The sequence below is a fragment of the Synechococcus sp. RS9907 genome (assembly GCF_014279615.1).
Classification (GTDB): Bacteria; Cyanobacteriota; Cyanobacteriia; order PCC-6307; family Cyanobiaceae; genus Parasynechococcus.
The window spans coordinates 2,136,275-2,161,702 of record NZ_CP047944.1; the positions used below are offsets into that span (position 1 = coordinate 2,136,275).

A 25,428-nucleotide genomic window follows, 5' to 3' on the forward strand; every position below is an offset into this window, starting at 1 on the left:
CGGTGAGAGGCATCCTGATTGAGCGGAATTTCACCCAGTTCGTTGTCTTCGCCGAAGACAGCATCCTTTCGGCGCTGAGCAAGATCACAGCAAACCAGTCACGGTTGATCTTTGTTGTCTCAGAAAGCGGCATCCTCCAGGGTGTGCTCACCGATGGTGACTTCCGCCGCTGGATTGCGGGGTGTGGCGAGATCGACCTCAACCGGCCCGTCACCGCGGCCATGAATGCCAACTGCCGCTCGGCGGCGGAAGGCACCAGTGCCAATGATCTCAGCGCCCAGCTCAATTCCAGGATCATTGCGCTGCCGCTGCTCGACAGCCACGGCCGGATCGTTGCCGTCGCTCGTCGTGCCACCGACGGCCTCCAGATCGGCTCCCATCGCATCGGCGATGACGCCCCTTGCTTCCTGATCGCTGAAATCGGCAACAACCACAACGGAGATCTCAACACTGCACTCCAACTGATCGATGCCGCCCACGCGGCAGGAGCGGACTGCGCCAAGTTCCAGATGCGGGACATGAGCAGGCTCTACCGCAATGCAGGCGACAGCAACGACATGGCGTCGGATCTGGGCACTCAGTACACCCTGGATCTGCTCGAACGCTTTCAGCTCAGCAACGACGAGCTCTTCCGCTGCTTTGACCACGCGGCGAGCAAAGGGCTAGTCCCTCTCTGCACCCCCTGGGATGAGGCCAGCCTCAACAAGCTGAACAACTGGGGGATGGAAGGCTTCAAGGTGGCATCGGCGGATTTCACCAACCACGCCCTACTCTCCAGCCTCGCGGCCACCGGCAAGCCCCTGATCTGCTCAACAGGCATGGCCTCCGAAGTGGAAATCCGCTCCGGCATCCGGCATCTCCAGAACGAGGGTGCTGGCTACGTGCTGCTCCACTGCAATTCCACCTATCCCACCCCATTCAAGGACGTCAACCTGCGCTATCTCGAGCGGCTGCGGGACTTAGCAGAGGCACCCGTCGGTTACTCCGGCCATGAGCGCGGCATCGAAGTGCCCATTGCCGCCGCCGCCCTCGGCGCCGTGGTGATCGAGAAACACATCACCCTCGACCGCTCGATGGAGGGCAACGATCACAAAGTGAGCCTGCTGCCCGATGAATTCGCCCAGATGGTCCAGGGCATTCGCCGGGTGGAGGAATCAATGGGCAGCAATGGCGAACGCAGCATCAGCCAGGGCGAAATGATGAATCGCGAGGTGCTGGCCAAGAGTCTCATCGCCACCTGTGCTGTCCCCGCCGGCACGGAGATCACCGAGGCGATGGTGGGAATTCAAAGCCCGGGGCAAGGACTGCAGCCCAACCGTCTCAATGACCTCATCGGCAAGACCCTGCCAGTGAGCAAAGCCGCTGGCGACTTTTTCTTCCCCTCCGACCTCGAGACCCCGGCCGCCACCCCGCGCCTTTACCGATTCCTCCATCGCTTTGGGCTGCCGGTTCGTTATCACGACATTGAAAGCTTTTCTGCCAAAAGCAATCTCGACCTCGTTGAAATCCATCTCAGCTACAAGGATCTCGAAGTGGAACTCGATCAGGTGCTGCCCACGCCGCAACAACTCGGCCTGGTGGTGCATGCCCCCGAACTCTTCGCCGGTGATCACACCCTGGATCTCTGCAGTGCTGAACACGCCTATCGGAACCACTCGATTCGGGAACTCCAACGCGTGGTCGACATCTCCCGTGATCTGCGCCGTCGTTTCGACTGCCCCGATCCCGTTCTGCTGGTGACCAACGTCGGCGGTTTCTCAGAACACCACCATCTCGAGCAGCATGAATTGAAGCCGCTGCGCCAACGGCTGATCGACAGCCTTCAGCAGATCAACACCGCTGGTGAGGTGGAGATCATTCCCCAGACCATGCCCCCCTTCCCCTGGCATTTCGGCGGGCAGCGGTACCACAACCTCTTTGTCGACACCGACTTCATCCTGGAGTTCTGCAAGGAAACGGGCATGCGGGTCTGCCTGGATGTGTCCCACTCCAAGCTCGCGTGCACCCATCTCAACGCCTCCTTCAGCGCTTTCCTCCAGGCGATCCTTCCCGTCACAGCACATCTGCACTTGGCCGATGCCAAAGGGGTCGATGGGGAGGGCCTGCAGATTCACGACGGTGAAATCGACTGGGTTCAGCTGTTCAGCCTCATGGACAAGCTCGCCCCCAATGCCTCCTTCATCCCCGAAATCTGGCAGGGCCACAAGAACAACGGCGAAGGGGCCTGGCTTGCTCTTGAACGCCTCGAGAGCTGTGTTGTTGCCAGCCCACAACCGCAGGTCGCGTGAGCCAGCTCAAACCGGATCGGATCGTGCTGCACTGCGGTCTGCACAAAACGGGCAGCACCTACATCCAGCGCAACCTGCAGACCAACCGCGAGCTTCTGCTGCAACATGGCGTGCTCTATCTGGGCCCCAATACCTTCAAAAAGCGTTGCCCGGAGTTGTGGCGACACCTGCAATGGGGACGCTGGGATCGCAAGACACCCCAAAACTTGAAATCCCAAACCCGCGCCACCCTGCTGGAACTGGCGGGGGAGCACCCGGAGAGGATCCACACCATCTTTTTCTCCTTCGAAGCCATTTTTGGAACCTTGCGCAGCGGCCTTGTCGACGAACAACGCAGGAACGCACCCAACAAAGAACGCAAGACCGGCTTGTATCGCTACGCCAAGTCGCGCACCAAACGGTTGATGATCGGCCTGGAAGACAGCCTCGAACAGCAATCGATCGCATGGACCGTGTTATTTGCCAAGAGAGATCCAGAGGCCTTCATCCGCTCCTGCCACACCCAACTGCTCAAGGAAGGGCGCCACACGCCGGAAACCAGCCTTTTCGAGACATTCCGACAAACCGCTGATTTCTCCCACACCGATCACCAACAACTGGAGCAGAGCCTCACGAAACTGGGCAGCAAACGCGATTTGAAGGTCGTGAGCATTGACTATGAGCAAGCCAGCGATCCCCAAGAGCCCAGCACTTTTTTGTGGAATGTGCTCAAGCAGTCCCTGCCCCAGCAAGCCGACAGCATCAGGCAGCAACTGGAGGCCAACACAAACAATGAGAATCTGCACAAAACCACCAATCCGGGCCTGAACGAACGGGGACTTGAGCTGGCGATCCAAGCAAGACCCCTGTTCAACAGGAGTGAATGGAAGCTGTTTCGCAAGTTCCTCGAAAAGAATTTCGCCAAAAGACGCTGATCCATGGCTCAACCGCACCACTTCATCCGGATGAAGCGCCACAACCTGCTCTATGGGCGGGTTCCCAAAGCGGCCAATTCCTCGATCAAAGCAGCCCTATGCCGTCTGCTCAGTGAGAGGCCTCCCAAAGGAACCAAAACCACATCAGACAAGTTCTGGCAGCACGAAACCAATCAGGAAACAGAACTGATCACCCTGCGTCGAGCGCGCAAGTATCGGCGCAGCCATTTCAGCTTCAGCTTCGTGCGCAACCCGTTCGACCGACTGATCGCGGCCTACAACAACAAAGTGATCGAAATCGAGGCGCCACCTCTACCGATGCAAAACATGGGGATCACCCATGGCATGTCGTTTGAAGCCTTTCTCGATGTTTTGATCGAGACGCACTTCAAGCACTATGACGTTCACGTTTTGCCTCAGAACCAGTTGCTGTGCATCGGCAACCAGATCGTGCCCAAATTTGTGGGACGCGTTGAACAGATCAACGAACACTGGGCAGAACTGCGCGACATCCTGGCCCGACGCGGCATCGATGTGATGGAGTCTTTACCGCAGAAAAATGTACGACGCAGTGATCGTGGCGGCCTGCAGGATTATTTCAACAGCGATGCTCTGATCGAAAAAACGATGCAGATCTATGGCGATGATGTGCGCCTTTTCTATAACGACGTGTCTGTGGATCACTTGATCCAGAACGCCCCCCTTCCATCAATCAACCCCCTGCACAGCACGGGCTTGAAGCTGTCCAACTGGCTGCGGACCCATGGCTTCGGACGCTGATCCAACGAGCTGGCTGGACACCTGGCGTAGCCGGCATCAGATCAAGCGCAGCCTGCAGGGGAGGCACGATCACATCGCGGCGCTGTACCGCTCCCGGCTGCCCACCTTCATCATCATCGGAGCAGCCAAGTCAGCCACCACCAGCCTGGCCACGACCCTGGGCCGCCATCCCGAGATCCAGATCAGCCGGTCGATGGAACCGAAATTCTTCGGACGTCACTACCTGCGGGGCTGGCAGTGGTACGCAAGTCAGTTTGCGGAGGATCCCCAACGCCCCCTGCGGGGCGAAGCCAGCACGATGTACAGCTCGTCCTACGGCACCTACGCCAGCACTCCGGAGCTGATTCATCACCACCTCGGCCCCATTCCGCTGATCTATCTGGTGCGCCACCCCCTTCGCCGGATTGAATCCCACTGGCGCCACTGGCGCGGACGCATCAAAGACTGCCCGCCGTTTGATCAACTGCTCCGCTCTCCCCGCCTGAGGCAACGCGTCATCGACGCCTCGCTGTATCACCAGCAATGGCAGCGCTACCGCCGCGTCTTTCCGGAGCAATCGATGCTGAGCATGACGACGGAAGAGCTCAGCGCGAACCCCAAAACCAGCCTGGAACGCATCCTCCGCTTCATCGGCGCCACGCCGGATTGCGCCGGACTGCTGGAGAAGGGGCAACTGCCGCTGTTGAATCCAGCGGGATCGAAAGGACGAAAAAACGTTGCGGCACCCGGCTGGAGCGACGAGCTCAAACAACAAACCATTGATCTGATTCGCCCCGACAGCGAACGCTTCCTGGCCAGCACAGGCCGGCCCAGCACAACCTGGGCTTGGAATTGAGCCCATTCTCAGATCAAGCGTTCTGATCCAGCCACTGGCCCAGCGGCTGCTTGGGCTGGGCTGGGGAGCTGGTGATTTCCAGGATGCGACCACAGGCCTGAGGCTGCTCCAGAGCATCCAGGCACATCTGTGCCACAAGGCGGCGAGGAATGCTGTTGTTCTGTTGTTGATCGGCGTCGGTTACCAGCACACCCTCCTTGGTGCTGCGGCTGTCGTCCTCACTCAGGCCTCCAGGCCGGATCACAGTCCAATCAAGACCGCTGCGCTCCAGGCAGCGCTCCCCCACCCGCTTCCAAACAAGGATCAGGCCGAACAGATTGAGGGGATGCAGCCAACGGCCAGCGCAGAGGGAGCTCACCAGCACCACGCGCTTCAGCCCCAGAGAGCGGCAGGCCTGCACCTGCACCTGCACACCCCAGGCGTCCACCTGCAAGGGAGCGGCCAGGTTGATCGAAGGGCGAGCACCCGTGGCGATCACCAATGCCGCGCAGCCCTGCAGCGCATGGAGCAACGCTTCCGCCGAGTCCAGCTCCAGGCGACGCACCTCCAGGCGTCCCTCCTGCTCGGCCTGGGCCAGGGCAGCGGGCAGCACGGAAGCCGGCCGAACAATGGCTCGGACCGATCGACCACGCTTGAGCGCCTGCTCCACCACGCGCCATCCGGTTTTGCCGGAGGCGCCAGACACCGCGAGTTGCGTCATCCCATCAGCCCTGATCTGCGCACCAGTCAACAGGCAAAAGGAAACACCAGACCGGGCAGAATCGGCACGACACCCCCAACCGCATGAGCACGGACCAACTCCGGCAATTTTTTGCTCACATCTCCAGAGATCCTTCGCTCAGGGAGCAAGTGCTGAAGGCCGTGAGCGCCGATGCTGCTGCCCTGATTGCCCAAGAACTGGGTTATGAGGTCTCCGGCGATGAACTTCTGCGGTTTTCCGGCAAAAGTTCCTCCGGCGTCAGCCTCACCAAGATTCAGCACCCCGGGGAATATCACTAACAAGGCTGGAGCAAGCCGGCCGGATCGATCGAGATCCCCTGGATGTATGAGGACGCGCAAACAAGACTGGAATTTGCCCTCCAGCTGAGCCAGAACCGAAGGGCTTGCATTCCTTCTGATGGCACGCCTACTTCAGCTTTTGCAAGGGTCCAGCAACAACGCCGATCTGGCGGCATGGACGGCCGTGATCTTTGCCTCAATCACCGCACTGGTGATCTGGGGACTCCTCAATGCCTACCCAAACTTGCTCTAGGAAGCAAAAACTAACGGTACGGATCCTGCTGATAAACATTCAGACGCAAGGTGGGGCCGAGATAACGGACGGGGTCCTCACCATCCGCCAGGAGTTCTGTGGACCATTGATAAATACTGGACTGAGGATTGAAGCCACGGAACACAACATTCACAGCTTGTCCGGGCTCAATCGCTGGATTGAATTCGATGCTCAAATCCTCTTCAGGGCCTGAGAGAACAGCCCTGGCCAATCCTCTTACTCCTTTGCCGCGAAGGGAATAATCGCCGAGATAAACCCGAGGCTCCAGGCGGCCCCAATCCCACTGATCAAGATTGGGCAACTGCCGCAAAACAATCGCGCCCAAGGAATTACCAGCATCCTCAGGAACCACAACCGAAATCGTGGTGCGATTGCGCAAGCCTTCAGTTGATTCAGGGTTATGAATCATCACCCGGGTTGGGGGGCGATCAAACAACGATTGGGCGAACGATGAGGGCACCTGCAGCCATATCAGTGGAGCCCACAAAAGCATCGCAATCCACTGGTGCTTCACCCGATTGTTCCAACGAATCAATCCAGGCTAGCGATGCCAAACAGAACAACATCTCAGGATCAAGCTCCATCCTTCGATGGGGATCAGCAATGCCTGGCCAGCAAGGATTCGACCATTCCGGTCTGGCCCTGGAGCGCATAGGCCTCCACTTCCCGCTGGCGCTGCAGCGGCCCGAGCGACTGGGTCACCGTCAGCACGTGGGCAGCCGTAGAACGGTCGAGATGATGCGCCAAAAACCGATCGACCTGCGCGGGGCTGAAACCACCCTGCGCCTGCAGCATCAAGCTGATCGTGGAGGACGACGGCGTTTCCAAACCATCCAGACAGTCTTGAACGACATGGATCGCCTCATGGGTCAGAACATCCAACTGAAGCCCTGGCTGATCGCGCAGCCCCTGCGATAAACAGAGACGGTTCACGCCCATGTTGTAGGCGGCGCGTTCGGCCCCGGGGCCACACCGCTCGAGCCGATCGATCACAACACCCAGCTGCTCAAGCCGATCAATCAACCGATCCGTGCGCGCTGAAAGCGAAATCGCTCGAGCAGGGGCTGCCCAGGAAGCCAGCAAGGCAGAAGCGAGAAGCAGGCGAATCAGCAAAGACGAGACGCATCAGACGCAGCCTGAGCCTACGCTTGTGCGCGGTTCTGCCATCAGACTTTCAGCAGTTTCAAGAGTGCTGTGCCGTTCAAGCTGCGTCTGAGCGCATCGGAATGGCGGTTTGCCCTGACGTCATTTGCAGCAAAGGTGGGTTTGTTCTGGTTATCCGAATTGGTGATCTGCCAATGGGATCAGGAACGCTGGGTTTGCAATGTTGTGGGAAAAGGTTTTATCCCCTGCCTGATCACATTCGCACTAATGGATCTTCTGGTGATCCCACAGATCAGGCGCTTAAGAAACCGCTGAAATTCAAAATCTTGGCCTGAAGAAAGGGCTAATCACCTTCATGAGCAAGGTTTTACAGGACCAAGCCAAGCAGTGATCAAAACCTCAGACCATGAGCTTGACGGAGTTGCTCATTGCTCACCAAGCAAGTGCCCAGATCAGGGTTGGTGGCACCAGGCCGGTACTCAGCGTTCTTCAGAAGCTCAGTGGACTTCCCTCGCAACCAGAGCAACTGCCCTGTGGAAGCATCACGCTTGCAACTCACCCACGCATCAGAACGAGCAGCCGGAGCACATGTCACCAGCACCCAAACAGCAATCAACCCAAAAGAGCAGCGTGAGGACAACATCTGGTTTCAAGAATCCTTGCTAGGTGGCCAGCAACTCAAGCCAGAACAATGCAATGAGCGCAGTGGCTCCCAACGCCAAAGCGAACCATTGATCTTTGAGGGTGCGGACCACGTTGCGTCAGCTGTTGCCCCAATAAAACGAGCTTTCAACCAGAAGCCAACCTCAGCCGATCCTCTATCGACCAACCGATGTCACCATCAAGATGCTTCTCTTTCCGGAGCGCATCTGGCGAGACGCGGTTCCATGTCAGCGCCAAACTGATCACATGGCTCAAAAACCCTGGTTCCAAGCCAACATCCACGCCCCTGGCACAGGCTTCGCATTGCTGGTCATTGCGTTTTGCTTGCTGCTTCAGACCATCCCTTCAGCGATCTGCGTGTTGACCCCCAGAGCTGGCTGGGACCCACCGTTTTCTCCGGAGAGGGTCAGGCATTGCAAGGGCGGCTGACCATGCCCCCCAAGCGCCTGAACACCAAAAAGGGCGACTGCTGAGATCGCCCGTCCTGAAATGTTTGAGGGGGCCTTCCAGCCCCCATGGGTCATTTGGGTGATACAAATGACCGTTTTCCTTACGGAAACTGGGATACCGCGCAAAACATAGTCACTGCCTTGATCTATTGGCAACCCTTGACGACAGAGGACGACTGAATAGGATCTTTTTGGCAACAGTTTTGGCAACACATTGGCCCCAAGTGACTCGCGCCCCCGCTGGGAGCAGAGGCTGATCGACACCACCGAGCCGTGGAACGGCTGGGGGATGTCGCGGGTGCGGGATCGGATCGTGGTGCGCCTTCGAGAGCGTGGGCGGCCTGCCGAATCCGTCACGCTGCCGCGGCCACTGACTTGGGACGAGGCTCACCACCGCGACGCGATCAGGTGGATCGAGCGGCTGTATCGGGTCTGGAACGACGGGAGCCTGACGTTGAAGGCTGCCCTGAAGGAGATCTCCGGCCAGAGCGACAAGACCGGCGCAGATCACACGCTGACGTGGGAGCAGATCGCTGACGCCCTGGAGGCGTCCCGGGTGCAGCAGTCAGAGAAGTGCAGCGCCGACACCTTCCGGAAGAACTGGCGGCCATTCATCGACCACGCCGTGAAGCTCATCAACACCGGCAAGGTCCACGACGGCTACAGCCTGCTGAAGACGGCCCTCAAGAACTGGGAAGGCTCCTCAACGATGAAGGTTGAGTGCGGGCGCTACCTGGGCTTGTTTATGCAGTTCGCGGTCTCCAGGCACAACGCCCCGGGGACGTGGCTCATCAGCAAGTTCGACAAGGACGAACTGATCCCGAAGGCAGCGAAGCCAAAGCTCAAGGCGGTGCTGACCGACGCAGAGATGCTGCGCCTGATCGAGTTGGCGGATTCCGTAAACCCCAGGTGGGGCAACGTGTTCAGGCTGTTGACGCAATTTGGATTGCGACCGATCGAGCTTCAGCACCTGAGCAGCCGGCCCCACCCGGTAAACGGCAAGCCAGCCATCTGGTGCGACTACTGCAAGGTCGGCGGCGAAGAGGAAACCGAGCCCCGATTCCTGGAGGCGATGTACGTCCGCGACGCCAACGATCAGCCGATGACGTGGCCACTGGAGCAGGCGATGGCGGACGGAACCTTGCTGCTCCCTACCGGCAGGGATGGCGATGCACGGAAGCTCTCCGGGAGTTCTGTTAACACCTACATCCACCGGAAGTCACGATCGACCGGCAAGCCCAGCGGGGCGGTTCAGACCTATTGGGCGGAGCTGGTGGAGCAATACGCCAACCAGAAGCCGAGCCAGTGGTTGCGGCCATACAGCTTCAGGGACAGCTACTCGATCCGCTGCCACCGAGAGGGGGTGCCGGTGGCGTCGATCTGCGACGCGATGGGGCACTCCGAAGCGGTGCACATGCGCAGCTATCGCACCATGACCCTGGGCATGAGGACCCGGGACTTCGCAGCCGAGACCGGCACGATTCCGTTGCCCCGCTGAAGCTCCTGCCCAGCTACAGATTTCATCGGGCGAATTAGTGCTTTCATCCCGCTTTCCCGGTGGTGAGCGTTGGTCGCTGAAAGTTCTGAGCGCATCCACCTCATGCAGTACAGGAGGGGGGAGTACATCCTCAACAGACTGCAAGCTCAGATGGCGATCAACAAAGTTGTGAGCCTCACTTATCGAGGCGTTAACTACGAGAAGCAGCTCTAGTGGGAGTAACACCACCCGTAGTGTCATCGGTGGGAAAATTGGCTGACGATCCCGATCAGTGGTGTTACGTTGCCCTCGGACAGGAACATATGCGGCCAGTTGTCACCGCTAAACCGCTTCGGCGGGTGATTCCCATCCACCCTGATTTCATCGTTTCGGGTGACCACCCTCAACGCCCCCACCGGAAGACACCTCCGCCCCATCCACGGGACGAAGGGTGTGAAGCTCCCCGCATGGCTTGAGCCCCATCGGGAGAAGTTCGTTCACTTCGTGAACCTCGCCTTCCGGGCTGGCTGGGACGTTTCAGAACCGCGCTGGCAGCGGTGCCACGTTCGCTTCGGCGAGAAAGGCGTGGTGCTGGTGTTCAAGGGCGGCCATGACCTGCCCCAAAACGCTGAGCGCCTAACTCGTGCCCAGCGTCTGCACTTCTGGCGAATTGTTCAGAAGTGGGTGGCGTTGGAGAAGGTCAACCGAGACAAGTCCACGGAATCGGGACGCCAGCAGAGCAATGCCAATTGCGTCAACAACCGCTGAAGTCGCGGAGGCGGCTCAGCTCAGTCCAGAGACCATTCTTCGGATGAAGCGGGACCCCAGAGGTCCCTTTAAGCAGCACCGGGATTGGCAATACATCGGACTCGGGAAACTGAAGATCCGATGGAACAAAGAGCAGGCTCTCCAGAGCCTGTGGGATCACAAGCGGCAGCCGGCGGCGGAGGTTGAAACCTTCAGCGCGTCCGGCAGTCCGCGGCACTGACTGGAGGCAGCCCCATGTCAGTGACAACAGATTGGAGGTCGGAGTTGCTCCCGCAGCTCACCGGCCTCCCCCTGATCCCATGCGGAGCAGGCGACAAGTTCAAAGCCCCGATGGATCCCGCCACTGGGTATCCAGCAAGCAACTGGCCATCCATGGCCTATTCCCCCGAGGAGATCGCGGGAATGGGATCAAAGGTGCTGTGTGTCGGCACACGCCTTGGCCCTGATGCCGGTGGGCTTATGAGCGTCGACATTGATGGCATCCAAGCCATCAACAAAGCGATCGAGCTGGGTGCCGACCCTGATCCCGGCGGCACCTGGAAGGTCGGAAGAGCAAACAACCGCCATCGGTACAAGTTGTTCTTCCTTGTGCCGAAAGATCGCTGGGAGGGTCTCCCCGGGAAGGTGGTGATGCAGACCGAGACCGGTGAAAACATCGAGATCTTCTGGGACTCGGGCCAGTGCATCGTTGCCGGCGAACACCGCATCAGCGGTGGGGAATACCTCTGGCTCGAAGGCACCCCAGCGGAGATCGCAGAGATCCCCGACGACTGGTGGGAGGTATGGCAAAACACCATCAAGAAGTCCGGCCCGTCAGGCCCGGGTCTGACGGGCCGGCACATGCCGGCGCAGAACGATGGGTGGCGGGACTGCATCCCATGCCCGATTTGCGGGCGGACGGAGCCGGACTGTCGGATCAGCGGGGACGGCGCCGCGATCCTTTGCCACAAAGGCTCCAGATGGAGACCGCCGGTGCTCGCCGTTGGCGAAACCATCGACAAGGGGGGCAAGACCTGGGCCTACGTCGGCGACAAACGAACCGCCGTCGGCGAAGCCGCTTTGTTCCGGGTGCATCAGGCGCAACCTGACTTACGGAAAAAGCGCGTGGTCCAGGCCGGCGAGGCCCTGGCAAAGATGCAGGAGGAGCTGGGGGATGCCCCGAAGCTCAACGTCCGCAGCCGTTTCGTCCATTGCCACGGACGGGAGTTCACTCAGGACGAGGTGTCGAACCTCTACCTGTTCCTCAGCCGTGGCCCGTCCAGTTGGCCCAAGACCTTGGCGATGGACACGTTCAACACCCTCGCGGGTGAGTGTCCGTTCGACCCGGTGATGGCCTATCTCGGGAACCTGAAGGCAGAGCCCCTGTCGGAAGAGAACTGGGAGCGGCTGGACCAATGGCTCTTCAACATCGACGACCCCATCACTGCGCGCTTCATGCAGCGGTACGCGGTGGCGGCGGTCCAGCGGGTGTTTGAGCCCGGGTGCCAACAACGGCAGGTGCCGGTCCTGTTGGGTGAGCAGTACATCGGCAAGAGCGAGCTAGGGCGCGCTCTGTTCAGCGACCAGTGGTACGGCGACGGCATCCGTTCGGCCATGGATGTCGACGACGTGACCCTGATGGCTCACTGCTGGGCCGTTGAGTTCGCTGAGTTCGACGGCTTCACCCGCAAGACCAGCGCGGAGAGGCTCAAGGCGTTCATCTCCAGGACGACCGACATCTGCCGGCGGAAGTACGGCAAGGGCACCGAACGGATCCAAAGAAGATCCGTGTTTTGGGGGACGGCGAACAGAAGTCCGCTCACCGATCGAACGGGATCGACCCGGTTTTGCCTGATCGACTTACCCGACAAGAAGCTGCCGCTGGGCAGGGTCTCCCTGGATCGCGACGCCTTCTGGAGGCGGGCGTTGGCTGCTTACCGGGACGGGTTTCAGAGCTACAGCACTGACGCCGAGCTGGACCAGATCGTTGGACGGAACGCCGGTTACGACATGCCGGACCCATGGGAGGAGCCGATTGGCGACTTCCTGAAACGAAAGGCTCAGACGCCCTACGTCACGTTCCAGGAGATCTACGAACTGCTGGACATCCCCGCCGTCCGGCAGGTTCCCGACAACGCGAAGCGCATCAAAGAGATCGCGACCAAATGCGGGTGGGTCTATACCCGCCGGCGCATTGGTGGATCGCGGGATCGCAAATGGGCGTTCTTCCCAGATCACGTCGGCCAACAGGCAGACGAGTGAGCGGCTGTCCCGGGTGTCCCGGGCATTTCACAGAAAACATCCCCCCCTCTTCCCTTCTCTTCTTCAACTGTTTGGAGAAAAAAGACGGGACAGGCGGGACACACCATCTCTTTCATTACCCATGACCAAGCAAACACTCAGCGATCAGTTCTTTGCCGCTTCGCAGCGGTTCCATGCGGAGCGTCACCTCTACGAGGCAAAACGCGAAAACCTGAAGGTGCTGGAAGCGGACCTCCTCAAGTACACCGACGAGTACCAGGAGATGCCGAAACAAGTCGAATATGTCGGGGAAGGCACCTGGCGTGCCTTCGGCGGCACCTTCTCGGCGATGCAGCGCGACTGCGAGTGCTGTTGGGACTACGTCTGCAACACCTTCTCCGGGGATGGGGTCTCCTTCCAGGAAGCCTCGGAAGCCGTGGCGTTCCTTGCGGGTCAGCACATGGCCGACAAGTGGCACGAGGACATGAACGAAAAGATGGAGGCCGCCCAACAACAGTCCGATGAGGCCGAGGCCCGCGCCAGAGCCATCGCCGAAAAACAAGGAGGCGACGCAATTCAGTTGACAGTCGCAACCTGATTACGACGCTTCACCGGCCCCCTGCGCCCCAGTGGATCTGGGGGCCTTCTTTCGCAATCAGAGTTACGTCGCCACACTGAGCACAACTAAAGGCGACCAAAGCAAAGCAATGTCATCCTACAAAGATGCACAGACTTTTGATTGCGATCTAGAGGCGGCCGCCCAAGCCTGCCGTTTCGCCTTGAACGAGATGCAGATGCTGGTGAAAAAGGATGCAGGCCAAAGCTTTGTGGCAAACGAGAAGGTCAGGCTGGGCTTTGCAAATCCGGCCAAGCTCGAGGTGAATCTCTCTGCATCCGGCGCAAAAACCACAGTTGCCGTGAACAGTTCAAACTTCGGGCTTGGGCCCATCCAAGGAGGTCACGTCAAAGGGGTTGCAGAGACTTTCCTCTCAAACGTGAAACTTCAACTGGGCAAAAACCAGGCATCCGCACCATCAGCGGGGGATGACCTTGCAGGGCAGCTTGAAAAGCTCGCGGAGATGAAGGCAAAAGGTTTGCTCAGCGACGAGGAGTTCGCCGCAGCCAAAGCGAAGTTGCTCTGAAGAAATTGACGTAACTCCTATTGCGCATGGAAAAGCCGGGTGCAGTTCCCCCCGCAACCCGGCTTCGACGCAATCAGTCGTTTATGTAGCTGGACTTAGCCCGTCCCGTAGTGACTCTGTTCTGGCTCAACTGTTCAGCTGAATACATGAGCTGACTGGCGCATTGACTCAGGGGGCGGCATCACCACCACATCTGTCCAAAGGCGTAAGCAGTCAGGGGTTGCTGACCCTGAGTACTTCTACTCGCTAGTCAGCTGCCTGTAGTTCCTTATGGTTCATCAGTCTTTTGATCTGTAGGCCCCCTTTCGACAGCACTAGGCCCTGCGCCTCCGCTTTTGGAAACGCCAATCGATGACTGACCACACCCTCAGCATTTCCGCCGCTCTGCGTGAAGCGCAGCTGCAGCGTCTTGAGGCTTCTCTGGCTTCAAAGTCGGCAGCCAAACCTCAGCCTCAGGTCGAGGCCACCAAAGACAAGGACGAACCAGTTCGCGACTGACCGTTAACGGTCGCTCTTCAGCCCTTGATCAGCACGGCATATTGAGGACATCCAGCTCCGGCTGATGTTCTCTGAATACTTGTTGTGGAGGCGCTTGTCTCGATAGTTCTGGGCGTCTTGCTCGCCTGGTTCACCACCCGGCTGATCATTTGGTTTTTCAGCCCTGATCGGTATCGGCGAGATCGCAGTTCAGAGGATGGATGACCGCCTAAAGGTCGCTCTTGGTGCGACGGTCATCGCGGCGATCTTCGCATTCGGTGCCGGTGGGAACTGGTTGGTTTTCCTCGTCCTCACCTCTATGGCAATCCTTGTGACCTGGGAGTTCGGCTAAGAAGCAGATGAAAAACCTTCTCCTGCTTTTGGTTATTGCGGCATCCATCTGGGCTGGACTTGCTCTGGACCGAGCTGGTTGGAAGTACCGGAAGCAGCTTTGGCAATTTCAAGGGGCCGCTACTGGCCTCGTTGCGGGATATCTGCTGGGACGCTCCAAGCTGATCTGAGCTCTCAACGCCGTAGTTGGCCGCGGTTAGAGTTGTATCCGGTGCCGGTCATGTGATCGAGCTGCCGGATGCAGGCCACCACAGCGCCGGGGTTCTTCTGCTTCATGGCTTGACCTGACGCGGTGATGAGCGTCTGGATGGCCCAGCTCAGCAGCTCCTGCCGGTCGATGCCGGTGGCGTCCATGTCGTCCTTGATCTGTGCCCACGCCCGCTTCACGAGCTTGTAGCCCTGGGCTCTTGAGACCCCCCATGCTTGTCTCGCATATACGAGACATTCGGTGTTGTTGGACCCGGCCAGGATCATTCCGGCGAGGAGTTCAACCCGGTCCGCTGTCTCTGTTGCGGTGGCTCGTGCCATGGCCAGTCAGCCTCCTCCTCCCACAGGTGAACGAGCAGTTCCCGGTGGGTCATCTTCAGGACTGCGGCGAAGAGCGGCAGCACCTCGGGCAACGTCTCCGGGTAACGCCGGTGAGTGGACGCAAGAACCGTTACGACCTTCACGAGATCGCTGGAAATCATTGGCAAGGGGATTATTCCCCATCAAAAACAACCAAAAAATAAGCACTGATCCATACTAAAATAGAGATGTTGGAGATGCCCTGGCAATCAACAAAGAAAGGGGGACTGGTGAATAACCGACCCCTTTTTTTATCCTCGTCATCACTAAGGGCGACGGAAAGCAACTGACAGCAGCTCTTAAAGCAATTAGCCTTCGCAAAAGAACAAATGCCCTAAGGAGGCAAGCTTGAGCAGAGTCGAGCTTCGCGCCGCAAAGATTCCCAGCATCCCAGGAATCATTGCTGATCACTATTGGCTACTGGTATTTCATAGCGGTGAGGGCAACAAGCTTCAGAAATGCGATAGATGGGAGATATGGCAAGAAGCTCACTGCAACAATTCATGCTGGGGCCACCTTCATAGAAATCTTCTGGCTCCCTACCAAGGCGTTGGCAACGGGCCATCACAATTAATTCAAACGTGGATAGACGAAGAGGCTATATCGATAATCGAGAAAATTGAATCATCTCCAGATACCTATCCCTTCATCAATGAGTACAGATACTGGCCTGGGCCGAACAGCAACACATTTGCCCAATGGGTAGTCCAAGACAAGACAACACTCTGCTCAAGAGCAATAGGCAGAAACTTTCCAGTGCCAGACAAACATCAAACCAATACAAACCGAAAGCAGCTTTTCTGACGACACGTTCATCCGCATCAGTCGCAACCAGCTTTACGGAAAGCAGACCGAATTATTGCTGACCCGCATAAAGCCAAAGATTAAGCATGACCCAAAGTGATGCGCTCCTACTGCCATGCTCAGTCCCAAAAGCAATAGTGCGTATTTCTTCGCCCTCATTGAAAGTCACGAGAAAACCAGGTCCGCCTCCCCAAAGATGTACAACTTGATCTCTATGAATTTTCCCGCTTCGATTGACGACTAAATAGTCGCCACGAATCTCTATTACGCATTCTGGACCTCTGTGCTGCCTGACATAGTGATCCTTCTCAACTTGGTAACCACACCACATATCAGTCCACTCACGTCGAGTGGGTGCACCAATTATGGCCTCTTCATATGCCAATACGGGGACACACCAACCCAGCGAATAAAAAAGTAAAAATAGAAAAACTTTTTTCATCAGTCGCAAGCTGTTTTACGTCTTCCTTTCATGCGCGAACGGCATAAGACCCGAAATCAGGCAGCCCCCGCTCATCCCAGAATTTCGCGCAAACACTTAAAGACACGTTCTGAGACGAAGCAGAAACCGGCACGAGTCAGGCAGGCCCGCACAGATGTCGCCTGATACAAACAAGCAATGTGAGTGGTAACCCATGAAACTCTTCACCAAACTTTTTGCTGCAGCTGCAGTAGCCGCATCCGCTGTCGCGTCTCCAGCGATGGCCGGCCCTTATGTCAACCTCGGCATCGGCACAGGCTTCGGAACTGATGTTGATGGCGACGTCAACGGAATCGACTTCGATGTCGACGCCCGCACAACCTTTGGCGGTGGCGTTGGTCTTGGTTACGACTTCGGAAACATTCGTCTCGAAGGCAAAGTGACCTTGTCTACAGCTGATGTCGACAGCGTGACCGTGGGTGGCGTCAAGTACGACGTCGACGAGTCAGGCTATGGCAGGGGAATTGGTCTTGACCTGGAATACGACTTCAACAACGACAGCAAGTTCACCCCTTACGTGGGCGTGGGCGTGGGCACCTCATGGGCTGATGACGCCGATGACAATGCTTACGGCTTCTCTGCAATTGCAGGAGTTGCCTATGCCGCTTCTGAAAAAATCGATCTTTACGGTGAGATCGCCTATGAATTCACTCCTGAGCAAGAGATCGACGGCATTGATTACGATTCAAATGGCGAATTTGGAGCAACTGTAGGAATTCGCTTTGCATTCTGAGAATTAATCAGAATTCAATTAATTGCCCTCCAATGGGGGGCACTTTTTTTGTGGTCGCAACACGCATTATGGACTATCACCTGATCCTAGAGGCCACACCAAAACAAAGTCCTTAGAGAGTGACAGTCTTGCTGTCCTCTAGGGACTGAAGTGCCTGCCGGATCTCTTGCAGCTGCCGTGTGATTTAGCCACCATGGTTATTGCCACACTGCCATAGGGTGTCACGACTGAGTAGCAATGTGCGGCATGGGGGATACAGGGGGAAAGTCACCCCCGAGAAATAACTCACGGGGGGAAGACTTAGGCGAAACCGCTTTTTCAGGCCGTTTTTTTACGCTTACCCTCCACCCTATTTTGAACTGATTTTTTCCAAACCTCAGCATCATAATTTGACGATATTTCAAACAGTTCAGAATCGGCTGAAGAAGCCAACCACCCATAAACAATATCGCGGATAAGCGATGTTGTTTATGAGTGATTGGGCATTAGCCATTGACTCAAGAAGACTGCCCCTAGCAGGATCCAGCAAGACCTGATAGTAAATCTTGTTGCCGTGTTTGATAGCCATGATGAGAAACCAGAGAGGATTACAGAAGAGACTTCAGGATTTCAACTTCGCGTCTTAATTGCTGAACTTCCTGCAAAATACCGCTAAGCGTCGAAATATCGTCACCCCTATTTCTGCCGTCTAGAAATGATTTGCGATTCATAAATTCTCGCAAATCAGCGATCACACGTCTTGAAACGCACTTCGCTATGGAGTCTGTCATTGATTCCACGAATCAATACTCCTCGGCTAATTGCGAAGCCTCAAGAGCCATCTGCGAATCTTGAAACCTGTCAATTCGTTTGGCGATATCGAGTATTTGAGCGGGTGAATAGAAACCTAAAAGATGCTCAATCAATGCTTCATTAAAAACAACCTGCAACTTATGAGGTTTTTTGGAAGCGTAGTACTTTAATTTCTGAGCAGTGCCTGGACTCATTTTGATCGGGAGTTTTCCCTAATGAATCGTATTTCTCAGGATCAATCTGACGATCCTGGGAGCTTTCCAGACAAAGCAAAGCACTCTCAACGTCAACCAACTCGTTTTCGCAATCCCCAGCAGCAATTAACTGTTCGCCAAAGAACTGCGGCCGAGCCTGCAAAGGCGCACTTAAAACAATATAAATAAATAGCAGAAAAAATTTCATCGGTCGCAAGCGTTATTGCGCCAGTAAACAAATGAGTGCTTGCAAAGAGATTAATCACGCAGAAGCAGCTCAAGACTAAAAATACTTTGCTTACCTCTAGTCAAAATCTTATTCATACTTGCAATTGGAGTAAGTAAGCTTGATTTTTGCCTTTCTATTCACTTTAACGCTATTTACACTGCAACTTGTCCTTTCCCCCTTTGGTGATGTACGAATGACGACACCATTTGTGCATACATAAGCTTTTTCTTTTCCGCTAGAGCTATATTTTTTGTAGCACTCACTCAGCCATTTGAATTTCAGCTTGTCTCCGCCTCTCCAGCCGCTCTTGTCAGCATTTAGATAGTCAACAAATCCCTGAGGGGTCGATGTTGGCAAAGACCAGGCGGGAGCAGCTGCAACACTTGCTGCAACTGATAAAGCAGTCAATCCAACAAAACAGCGCCTAAATTTGAATTGCAAAGCAATCAAAACTCTACTAATTGCACGATATGCACCTGCGCATCAGTACACCTAAAAGCAAATGTATTCTTAACAAATGATTTGTCGCACATATTCCTTGCATTAATGTTTTCAGTGACTTCATCAGTCACAACACGCATTGCGTCAAACTAGCGTCCCCGGCCATAACGAGCACGTTGTGAGCTGTTGACGCCTAACCCCAGCAGCGCATCCAGCTGACGACACGCGCCAACAGTGACAGACGGCTGCTTATGTTTGATGCCTTCACCGGCAGCGGTCATCAACTGGTGAATGGTCCAGCAAACCATTTCCTGACGATCAACTCCACTGGCATGCACGTCTTCGCGGACTTCAGACCATGCCCGTTTCAGCAAGCGATACGACTGACGACGCGATAACCCCCACTGTTGTGCCGCATGCTCGACACAAGTGCTGTTGGAAGAGCCGCTAAGGATCAATCCCTTAAGGGCAGCAACGCGCGTTTTTATGGTCTCGTTGGTTGCTTTGCCCATGGCCAGTCGGGTTCAACATTTAAAAGATGATTGCTGATGACATCACGTTGGAGGATATGAATCAGAATCATTTGCGGTGGAATCAAGTCTGGCGCAACCCTTGGAAAGCAACCATCATCAATGATTGATGTCATAGTTTCTGCCAATGATGCAGACAGAAGCTGCAGCACAGGACTGATCATTCAAGAGTGCCACAAGGAACATCTGCGGAATTATTAGAAAAACAAACTGACAATATTCTATCCGTAAGCACAGGTCAAAACAACGTCAATACTGCGAGGAGAAGGATCAAATCAAGAAGCTGCAGACGGTAGGCGGCCAGCTGACCAATAGCTCCATTGCAGATCGCAAGGGTGATCAGAAATGGAAGAAATAAACCTCATATCGCATGAGCAGCCTCATAGCGAGAACAGTTGCCAGCTATCATAATTGCCAAGGGAAAATGAAAATTCATTAAGGCTTGGATCTATTGCCAGACAACTACACTAAAACGATGAGCAAAAATTTTTTAACGCAAAGGCATTCATTAAATCGACAAAAGGGCGACCAATAATGATAAACAAACAACTTTAACTAGTAAAACTTGATCAAAAATGAATTACCCAACCCGCAATTCCAAAAGAGAGCAAAAGTCTTAAGGTATTATAAAGGAATTTCTTATTGGTCTGATCTGGCATGTCAGCCCACAACATCGACCTATGGGTCTCTGCCGGTGGCTTTGAGGCCCCCTACTACCGCTTCTACGCAGACGCAGCAGGCAGTCAGGAGCTGCAAAACCTCGTCCTGGATACCAGCAAGAGCTACACCTTCCGGCGACTGAACGAGGCGACCTCACACCCCTTCTACATCTCCGACACCGGATTCAAGCAAGGTTCGTCTGATGCACTGCTGATCACAGGCTATGGCAGCCCATCTCAAGGCATCACCGGCAATCAGTCCTTCACAATTGAATTTACTGATTCAGCATCAGACACAGAAGAGCTGTTGTATTACTGCTCTTCTCACTCGTCAATGCAAGGAAATATTGGATTAGAACAGAAATATCCGATTATCCGTGGCAACAGTCTTTACACCATCGTCAGTGGACCCTCATGGACAGAAGCTGAAGACCAATCTCAAAGTCTTGGGGGTCATCTCGTAACGATCAATGATCAAGTAGAAAATGCTTGGCTAGCTTCAAATGAGAGAAAAGACTTTAAAGGTAAATGGATAGGTTATTACCAAGAGTCTTCCAACTCTGGCTACAAATGGATAAGTGGTGAAGATTCAACTTACTCCAATTGGGCACCAGGATTTCCTGATTTTCCCGCCAGTGAATTTTATGCATATCTTGGAGCACTTCAATGGTTTGATGCCGGAAATAATGGATATGGCAACATGTCCAATCCAAAAGGCATCGCCGAGATCCCCTTCATCCGCCGCGGTGATTCTGCCTATGTGATCGTTGAAGGTCCTACTTGGGAAGAAGCAGAAGCCAATGCAGTTGCTCTCGGCGGTCACTTGGTGACCATTAATGATGCAGAGGAGAATGAGTGGCTACATTTTAAATATGATATCTCTAGCAATGTTAGAGACGGCTTAGACGGCTCACAGACCAACCTTTATTGGGCAGGTTTAAATGATTTAAAAGAAGAAGGAGTTTGGGAATGGAGCAGCGGGGAGCAAGTCTCATATACAAATTGGGATATAGGCGAACCCAGTAACGGATTAGGTATAGAAAATTATCTTCATCTCGGCTGGGTATCACCAAAATGGAACGATAGCAGGAACGAGTTGTTCCCAGAAAGTATTGTCGGCGGAATCGCCGAAATACCACTAGCACCCAACAACGCTCCAACAGGAACTCCAAAACTCACTGGAAACTTCCAGGTTGGACAAACCATCAGTATCGATGCATCCTCAATAGCTGATGCCGACAACCATGAGTACTGGACTGCTACACATGAATACTCATGGGAAGTCTCCAATGACAATGGCTCCACCTGGAGTGCACTGACAAGTGCTGATGCCACTGATGGAGATAACTCCTACACCATCACCTCAGACGAAGTTGGGAAAGAGCTGCGTGGTGTCGTGAGTTATTTGGATGGTTATGGGACGAATGAGGTGGTGGAATCAGATAACTCATTAATAGAACAGCCTTATCCGATTGTCCGTGGCAATAGCCTTTACGCCATCGTCGATGGACCCTCGTGGACAGAAGCTGAAGCAAACGCGGTAAAGCTAGGCGGAAATCTTGTGACAGTTAACACAAGAGAAGAAAATAGATGGCTTGGAGATAAGGCTGATGCCTTTAATCAGAAGTATTATGGCAAAGAAAATTGGGAGCTGAATGCATGGATAGGGTTAAATGATATAGAGATTGAAGGAGTGTGGAAGTGGAGTTCAGGTGAAACTTACGAGTTCCAGGCATGGGGTCCAGGAGCACCCTCAAATTATGTGCTTCCTGAAGAATATGATTATCCATTAGAGGACAGAACTGAAGATTATGTTCAAATAATAAAAGCTCCTGAGGGTGCTTACAACTATGAAGCCGGGGTGCACTGGAATAATACATTTTTGGAAGCACATATTGCTTATGACAAACAAATACCCGAATTAAATGGAATCGCCGAAATCCCTTTTATCCGCCGTGGTGATTCTGCCTATGTGATCGTTGAAGGTCCTACTTGGGAAGAAGCAGAAGCCAATGCAGTTGCTCTCGGCGGTCACTTGGTGACCATTAATGATGCGGTGGAGAATGAGTGGATCGTAGAAACATTCAAAACTGTAGGTCGAAGTGAAGCTGCACTAGCCGCGCCCAATCAAATTGCAAACGAAACATTCTCCTTATGGATTGGCGCAACTGATAAAATTACAGAGGGATATTGGCTGACACCTACAGGTGAAGAAATTATATTTGCCAACTGGGCAAAGAATCAACCTGAAAATGCTAGTTGGTATGACAAAGATGGAGAGGACTACGCAACCATTTCATTTTTAGATAACAGATATTTGGAGCTAGGACATATTAATGGTGAATGGGGTGATCTTGGATCAAATCCACCTAATTCTGATCAGGCTTTTACTGGATTAGCTGAAATCCCTTTAGCCCCCAACAACACGCCTACGGGAAATCCAACCCTAAACGGAGACTTCAAAGTCGGACAAACCATAAGCATCGATGCATCAGGCATAGACGATGCCGATAATTTTGAAGGTTGGACTCCTACCTATGAATACTCATGGGAAGTCTCTGAAGACAACGGCACCACCTGGACTGAGCTGAACAGTGCTGATGCCACTGATGGTGATGACTCCTACACCCTCACCACGACAGAGGTCGGCAAGCAATTGCGTGGAGTGGTGAGTTATTTGGATGGTTATGGCACATTTGAAAGTGTCGTTAGTGCAAAAGGAGAAATATCTACTGAGACCAATCAAGCTCCAACCGTATTAACAGTCTCTTCATCTAATTTTGATGAAAACATTGATAGTAGCTCAGTAGTTGCAACCCTAAGTAGTACTGATTCAGACTCCAGTGATAGCCACACCTACGAATTGGTGGAAGGTGATGGAGATGCTGATAACAGTGCATTTGTTGTTCAAGGAGATCAACTGAAGATTGTTGGTTCACCAGATTTTGAAACCAAGTCGTCTTATTCGATTCGACTGCAGACTCGGGATTCTGGAGGACTAACCTTTGAGAAGGCATTCACATTCTCTGTGAATGATATCAATGAAGCACCGAGTGCACTGACGGTCTCAGCATCAAGCTTTGATGAAAACATTGCCAGTGGTAATGCGGTTGCCACCTTAAGCAGTGCTGATATCGATGCTGGTGACACCTTCACTTATGCACTGGTCAGTGGTGATGGGGATGCTGATAACAGTGCATTCACAATTGATGGCAACCGCCTGACAATAAACAGTTCACCAGACTTTGAAGCGCAGTCTTCTTACTCGATTCGACTTCAAACCACAGACTCTTCTGGCCTGACTTATGCAGAGTCGTTCAAATTATCAGTGAATGACTTGCCAGAGCCGATCGACAAGCTAGAGCTTTTGGAGGCCACAATTGATGGAGATGTACTCACCCTTGATTTCAATAAACCCCTTGATTCTGAGAACTCACCAAGTTTAGACTTTTGGACCATCAAAGAAGATGGTAAAAAAGTAGTAATTGCATCAATTGAACAACGAGCTTCTGTAGGCAAAATACTACTCACGTTAGATCAACCTGTTGATAGCCAATCAGATGTGACTTTGAGCTATAGAGACCTTGTTGGCGATCAGTTAAGTGAGGTTGTTCAGGACAGTGATGGCTATGACTTAGGCTCTATCAATGATTGGGTTGTTGAAAACCAGACTGAACGTGCAACAACAGAATTAGGTGTGCTTTTTGCTGAGGTCGATGGCAATAAAGTCCTCGTTGCTTTTAATAGGGAACTGGATGATACGAGTCCATCATTGGCACCATTTAGATTTAAAGCCAATGGAAGGAAGGTTTCTATTGATGATGCAGTTCTCGATCCTGATGGAAGGCAGTTAACTCTTACGCTGTCTCGCTTCATTCGCTTTGATGAGACTGCCACACTGATTTACACAGACGCCGAAGGAGATCAACGCGATGGCGTCGTTCAAGATATTGATGGCAATGACCTTGCTTCGTTCAACATAGATGTCGAAAATGCTTCGCCTCAGGAATCAAAATTAGAACTCGTCAGTGGTGAGGCAGAAGATGGTCTCATCACCCTGGATTTTAATGAGCAGTTGAGTGGTACAAAGCTTTCTAAGAAGCGTTTTAAAGTCAAGGTCAATAACAAGAAGGCAAAGGTCGATTCAGCTGAACTCTTCCCAGAGGATGGTTATATCGAGGTCAACATCAACAAGAATATTGAGTTTGGAGATGATGTTCTCATATCTTATAAAGACTTGAATGGTGATCAGGCTGATGGAGTGATTCAGGACGGATACGGCTCTGACCTGGCGTCGTTTAAGAACTTCGCCCCTGATGTCACAGCTCCTGATGAGCAGGGGCCAATTCTTGAAGAAGCCTATATTGATGATGGTCAACTTTATTTAGAGTTTGACGAGATTATTGCGCCTGGCAAGGTCAAGCGTTCGCGCATTAAATTGAGAGCTGATGGTAAGAGAATGAAAGTCAAGGGAACCACAATTGAAGAAGAAGATACAGTTGTCATCTTTGAACTGAAAAAACAACTGTCACCAACCACCCAAGAGCTATTGCTCTCTTACAAAGATCCAAAGCGTGACCAGAGATCAGGTGTGATTCAAGACTTGATTGGCAATGACATGGAATCACTGAAAAACTTTGTTGCAGAAATCGTTTCATTCTGATGTCTCTGCTTTGAGCTTATCCTGCTTGGCTTTTTAAAAACTCAAAGAATCAGGACACATCTTCACCCAACTAATTGACTACCGTAAGCAATGTTTTCAGGTACACCTGCCACGAGAGTACACAGCCGAATTGGAGACGACAGCTGTTCGCTCTGATATCAGATCTTTCCAGTAGAAAGTATTCTTTAGACGGATTATCAATTACGACGGTTTCAAGGCAAAGGGATTCAGTGGGGAGAGCATTGCGTGAAGCCCATCTGTTGTTTGCGGTTTCTGTTGAAGTCTCCGAGAACTGGAATAGCTTCACCCTTAGCAAACGATCGTTGGGGCCAACTAGGTCGTGTATCGCATTTAGTTTGGGTACACAAGCAGATGTAGCGAGGCCCCTTCAGGCCTTTGGTGCTCCATTCGGCAAAGATCTCCTCGAGTGGGATGTTGCCTTTGATAAAACGTTTGCTTGCTGGTTGTTGTTGCTGTTGGTTTTGCTGTGCGATTAAGAGCACACAGGCAATGGCAAAGATCAGGAGTGGCGGAAGGTAGTTGAATTTCAAGGTGTCACCTCCGGTTTTGATTCTCGCCCAATCGAACTACAGG

26 protein-coding genes are annotated in these 25,428 nt (G+C 53.8%); 18 read left to right on the forward strand and 8 right to left on the reverse strand.

The window, feature by feature from the left end; all coding sequences use genetic code 11:
• Window positions 1-2 precede the first annotated feature (2 nt).
• The 4 genes from SynRS9907_RS11680 to SynRS9907_RS11695 are packed head-to-tail and all read left to right on the forward strand — an operon-like array spanning window position 3 to window position 4,817.
• Window positions 3-2,288: an N-acetylneuraminate synthase family protein gene (locus tag SynRS9907_RS11680; RefSeq protein WP_188021122.1), complete on the forward strand. Its 2,286-nt coding sequence runs from the start codon at window positions 3-5 to the stop codon at window positions 2,286-2,288.
• Window positions 2,285-3,202, forward strand: coding sequence for a hypothetical protein (locus tag SynRS9907_RS11685; RefSeq protein ID WP_188021123.1), 918 nt, complete (start codon window positions 2,285-2,287; stop codon window positions 3,200-3,202). The genes SynRS9907_RS11680 and SynRS9907_RS11685 overlap by 4 nt, the downstream gene beginning before the upstream one ends.
• Window positions 3,203-3,205: 3 nt before the next feature.
• Window positions 3,206-3,982, forward strand: a complete 777-nt coding sequence (locus SynRS9907_RS11690; RefSeq protein WP_188021124.1) for a sulfotransferase family protein — start codon at window positions 3,206-3,208, stop codon at window positions 3,980-3,982.
• The gene (locus SynRS9907_RS11695) at window positions 3,966-4,817 is read left to right on the forward strand and encodes a sulfotransferase domain-containing protein (protein ID WP_188021125.1); all 852 of its coding nucleotides are present in this window, start codon (window positions 3,966-3,968) and stop codon (window positions 4,815-4,817) included. The genes SynRS9907_RS11690 and SynRS9907_RS11695 overlap by 17 nt, the downstream gene beginning before the upstream one ends.
• A 13-nt stretch (window positions 4,818-4,830) precedes the next feature.
• On the opposite strand, the gene SynRS9907_RS11700 is transcribed toward SynRS9907_RS11695, so the two are convergent.
• Window positions 4,831-5,517, reverse strand: coding sequence for an SDR family oxidoreductase (locus tag SynRS9907_RS11700; RefSeq protein ID WP_188021126.1), 687 nt, complete (start codon window positions 5,515-5,517; stop codon window positions 4,831-4,833).
• Window positions 5,518-5,600: 83 nt separating this feature from the next.
• On the opposite strand from SynRS9907_RS11700, the gene SynRS9907_RS11705 reads away from it, so the two are divergent.
• Complete coding sequence (locus SynRS9907_RS11705; protein WP_188021127.1) at window positions 5,601-5,816, forward strand: Nif11-like leader peptide family natural product precursor; 216 nt, start codon at window positions 5,601-5,603, stop codon at window positions 5,814-5,816.
• Window positions 5,817-5,934: 118 nt separating this feature from the next.
• Entirely contained in the window at window positions 5,935-6,069 is a 135-nt protein-coding gene (locus tag SynRS9907_RS14120; RefSeq protein WP_255441776.1) for a hypothetical protein, read from the forward strand.
• Window positions 6,070-6,079: 10 nt separating this feature from the next.
• On the opposite strand, the gene SynRS9907_RS11710 is transcribed toward SynRS9907_RS14120, so the two are convergent.
• Both SynRS9907_RS11710 and SynRS9907_RS11715 read right to left on the reverse strand, forming a co-directional pair.
• Window positions 6,080-6,583, reverse strand: coding sequence for a DUF2808 domain-containing protein (locus SynRS9907_RS11710; protein ID WP_255445909.1), 504 nt, complete (start codon window positions 6,581-6,583; stop codon window positions 6,080-6,082).
• A 104-nt stretch (window positions 6,584-6,687) separates the two neighbouring features.
• Window positions 6,688-7,173, reverse strand: a complete 486-nt coding sequence (locus SynRS9907_RS11715; protein ID WP_188021129.1) for a hypothetical protein — start codon at window positions 7,171-7,173, stop codon at window positions 6,688-6,690.
• 111 nt (window positions 7,174-7,284) lie between these two features.
• On the opposite strand from SynRS9907_RS11715, the gene SynRS9907_RS11720 reads away from it, so the two are divergent.
• The 9 genes from SynRS9907_RS11720 (at window position 7,285) to SynRS9907_RS11755 (ending at window position 14,411) form a co-directional block, all read left to right on the forward strand.
• The gene (locus SynRS9907_RS11720; protein WP_188021130.1) at window positions 7,285-7,509 is read left to right on the forward strand and encodes a hypothetical protein; all 225 of its coding nucleotides are present in this window, start codon (window positions 7,285-7,287) and stop codon (window positions 7,507-7,509) included.
• 668 nt (window positions 7,510-8,177) lie between these two features.
• Window positions 8,178-8,330: a hypothetical protein gene (locus tag SynRS9907_RS11725; RefSeq protein WP_188021131.1), complete on the forward strand. Its 153-nt coding sequence runs from the start codon at window positions 8,178-8,180 to the stop codon at window positions 8,328-8,330.
• Window positions 8,331-8,520: 190 nt separating this feature from the next.
• On the forward strand, window positions 8,521-9,804 hold the full coding sequence (locus tag SynRS9907_RS11730; RefSeq protein WP_188021132.1) for a hypothetical protein: 1,284 nt from the start codon (window positions 8,521-8,523) through the stop codon (window positions 9,802-9,804).
• A 69-nt stretch (window positions 9,805-9,873) separates the two neighbouring features.
• A complete protein-coding gene (locus SynRS9907_RS14185; protein WP_370586609.1) occupies window positions 9,874-10,017 on the forward strand; it encodes a DUF4278 domain-containing protein in 144 nt (47 codons plus the stop codon).
• Window positions 10,018-10,176: 159 nt separating this feature from the next.
• The gene (locus SynRS9907_RS11735; RefSeq protein ID WP_188021133.1) at window positions 10,177-10,551 is read left to right on the forward strand and encodes a hypothetical protein; all 375 of its coding nucleotides are present in this window, start codon (window positions 10,177-10,179) and stop codon (window positions 10,549-10,551) included.
• Between the two features lie 372 nt (window positions 10,552-10,923).
• On the forward strand, window positions 10,924-12,792 hold the full coding sequence (locus SynRS9907_RS11740) for a VapE domain-containing protein (RefSeq protein ID WP_370586610.1): 1,869 nt from the start codon (window positions 10,924-10,926) through the stop codon (window positions 12,790-12,792).
• 121 nt (window positions 12,793-12,913) lie between these two features.
• Window positions 12,914-13,369 carry a hypothetical protein gene (locus SynRS9907_RS11745; protein WP_188021135.1) on the forward strand — a complete coding sequence of 152 codons (456 nt, stop codon included), beginning with the start codon at window positions 12,914-12,916 and terminating at the stop codon, window positions 13,367-13,369.
• A 31-nt stretch (window positions 13,370-13,400) separates the two neighbouring features.
• Window positions 13,401-13,913: an SHOCT domain-containing protein gene (locus SynRS9907_RS11750; RefSeq protein WP_223157662.1), complete on the forward strand. Its 513-nt coding sequence runs from the start codon at window positions 13,401-13,403 to the stop codon at window positions 13,911-13,913.
• 351 nt (window positions 13,914-14,264) lie between these two features.
• Complete coding sequence (locus tag SynRS9907_RS11755; protein ID WP_188021136.1) at window positions 14,265-14,411, forward strand: hypothetical protein; 147 nt, start codon at window positions 14,265-14,267, stop codon at window positions 14,409-14,411.
• Between the two features lie 504 nt (window positions 14,412-14,915).
• Here the strand turns inward: SynRS9907_RS11755 and SynRS9907_RS11760 are convergent.
• On the reverse strand, window positions 14,916-15,269 hold the full coding sequence (locus tag SynRS9907_RS11760; protein WP_188021137.1) for a hypothetical protein: 354 nt from the start codon (window positions 15,267-15,269) through the stop codon (window positions 14,916-14,918).
• A gap of 387 nt (window positions 15,270-15,656) precedes the next feature.
• On the opposite strand from SynRS9907_RS11760, the gene SynRS9907_RS11765 reads away from it, so the two are divergent.
• Window positions 15,657-16,112, forward strand: a complete 456-nt coding sequence (locus tag SynRS9907_RS11765; protein WP_188021138.1) for a DUF3750 domain-containing protein — start codon at window positions 15,657-15,659, stop codon at window positions 16,110-16,112.
• Between the two features lie 52 nt (window positions 16,113-16,164).
• On the opposite strand, the gene SynRS9907_RS13955 is transcribed toward SynRS9907_RS11765, so the two are convergent.
• Entirely contained in the window at window positions 16,165-16,554 is a 390-nt protein-coding gene (locus SynRS9907_RS13955) for a hypothetical protein (protein WP_223157663.1), read from the reverse strand.
• Between the two features lie 193 nt (window positions 16,555-16,747).
• Between SynRS9907_RS13955 and SynRS9907_RS11770 the strand changes: the two genes are divergently transcribed.
• Entirely contained in the window at window positions 16,748-17,326 is a 579-nt protein-coding gene (locus tag SynRS9907_RS11770) for an outer membrane protein (protein WP_188021139.1), read from the forward strand.
• A 930-nt stretch (window positions 17,327-18,256) separates the two neighbouring features.
• On the opposite strand, the gene SynRS9907_RS13960 is transcribed toward SynRS9907_RS11770, so the two are convergent.
• Both SynRS9907_RS13960 and SynRS9907_RS11780 read right to left on the reverse strand, forming a co-directional pair.
• A complete protein-coding gene (locus SynRS9907_RS13960; RefSeq protein ID WP_223157664.1) occupies window positions 18,257-18,520 on the reverse strand; it encodes a hypothetical protein in 264 nt (87 codons plus the stop codon).
• A gap of 611 nt (window positions 18,521-19,131) precedes the next feature.
• A complete protein-coding gene (locus tag SynRS9907_RS11780; RefSeq protein WP_188021141.1) occupies window positions 19,132-19,494 on the reverse strand; it encodes a hypothetical protein in 363 nt (120 codons plus the stop codon).
• 675 nt (window positions 19,495-20,169) lie between these two features.
• Between SynRS9907_RS11780 and SynRS9907_RS11785 the strand changes: the two genes are divergently transcribed.
• The gene (locus SynRS9907_RS11785; protein WP_188021142.1) at window positions 20,170-24,834 is read left to right on the forward strand and encodes a lectin-like protein; all 4,665 of its coding nucleotides are present in this window, start codon (window positions 20,170-20,172) and stop codon (window positions 24,832-24,834) included.
• A gap of 227 nt (window positions 24,835-25,061) precedes the next feature.
• On the opposite strand, the gene SynRS9907_RS11790 is transcribed toward SynRS9907_RS11785, so the two are convergent.
• Complete coding sequence (locus tag SynRS9907_RS11790) at window positions 25,062-25,385, reverse strand: hypothetical protein (RefSeq protein ID WP_188021143.1); 324 nt, start codon at window positions 25,383-25,385, stop codon at window positions 25,062-25,064.
• Between the last annotated feature and the right edge of the window lie 43 nt (window positions 25,386-25,428).

Coding starts and splice junctions, on each gene's coding strand:
- SynRS9907_RS11690 (WP_188021124.1), top strand. CDS start 3,206: ATGGCTCAACCGCACCACTTCATCCGGATGAAGCGCCACAACCTGCTC.
- SynRS9907_RS11695 (WP_188021125.1), top strand. CDS start 3,966: ATGGCTTCGGACGCTGATCCAACGAGCTGGCTGGACACCTGGCGTAGC.
- SynRS9907_RS11700 (WP_188021126.1), bottom strand. CDS start 5,517: ATGACGCAACTCGCGGTGTCTGGCGCCTCCGGCAAAACCGGATGGCGC.
- SynRS9907_RS11705 (WP_188021127.1), top strand. CDS start 5,601: ATGAGCACGGACCAACTCCGGCAATTTTTTGCTCACATCTCCAGAGAT.
- SynRS9907_RS14120 (WP_255441776.1), top strand. CDS start 5,935: ATGGCACGCCTACTTCAGCTTTTGCAAGGGTCCAGCAACAACGCCGAT.
- SynRS9907_RS11710 (WP_255445909.1), bottom strand. CDS start 6,583: ATGCTTTTGTGGGCTCCACTGATATGGCTGCAGGTGCCCTCATCGTTC.
- SynRS9907_RS11740 (WP_370586610.1), top strand. CDS start 10,924: ATGGCCTATTCCCCCGAGGAGATCGCGGGAATGGGATCAAAGGTGCTG.
- SynRS9907_RS11745 (WP_188021135.1), top strand. CDS start 12,914: ATGACCAAGCAAACACTCAGCGATCAGTTCTTTGCCGCTTCGCAGCGG.
- SynRS9907_RS11755 (WP_188021136.1), top strand. CDS start 14,265: ATGACTGACCACACCCTCAGCATTTCCGCCGCTCTGCGTGAAGCGCAG.
- SynRS9907_RS11760 (WP_188021137.1), bottom strand. CDS start 15,269: ATGGCACGAGCCACCGCAACAGAGACAGCGGACCGGGTTGAACTCCTC.
- SynRS9907_RS13955 (WP_223157663.1), bottom strand. CDS start 16,554: ATGAAAAAAGTTTTTCTATTTTTACTTTTTTATTCGCTGGGTTGGTGT.
- SynRS9907_RS11770 (WP_188021139.1), top strand. CDS start 16,748: ATGAAACTCTTCACCAAACTTTTTGCTGCAGCTGCAGTAGCCGCATCC.
- SynRS9907_RS13960 (WP_223157664.1), bottom strand. CDS start 18,520: ATGAAATTTTTTCTGCTATTTATTTATATTGTTTTAAGTGCGCCTTTG.
- SynRS9907_RS11780 (WP_188021141.1), bottom strand. CDS start 19,494: ATGGGCAAAGCAACCAACGAGACCATAAAAACGCGCGTTGCTGCCCTT.
- SynRS9907_RS11785 (WP_188021142.1), top strand. CDS start 20,170: ATGTCAGCCCACAACATCGACCTATGGGTCTCTGCCGGTGGCTTTGAG.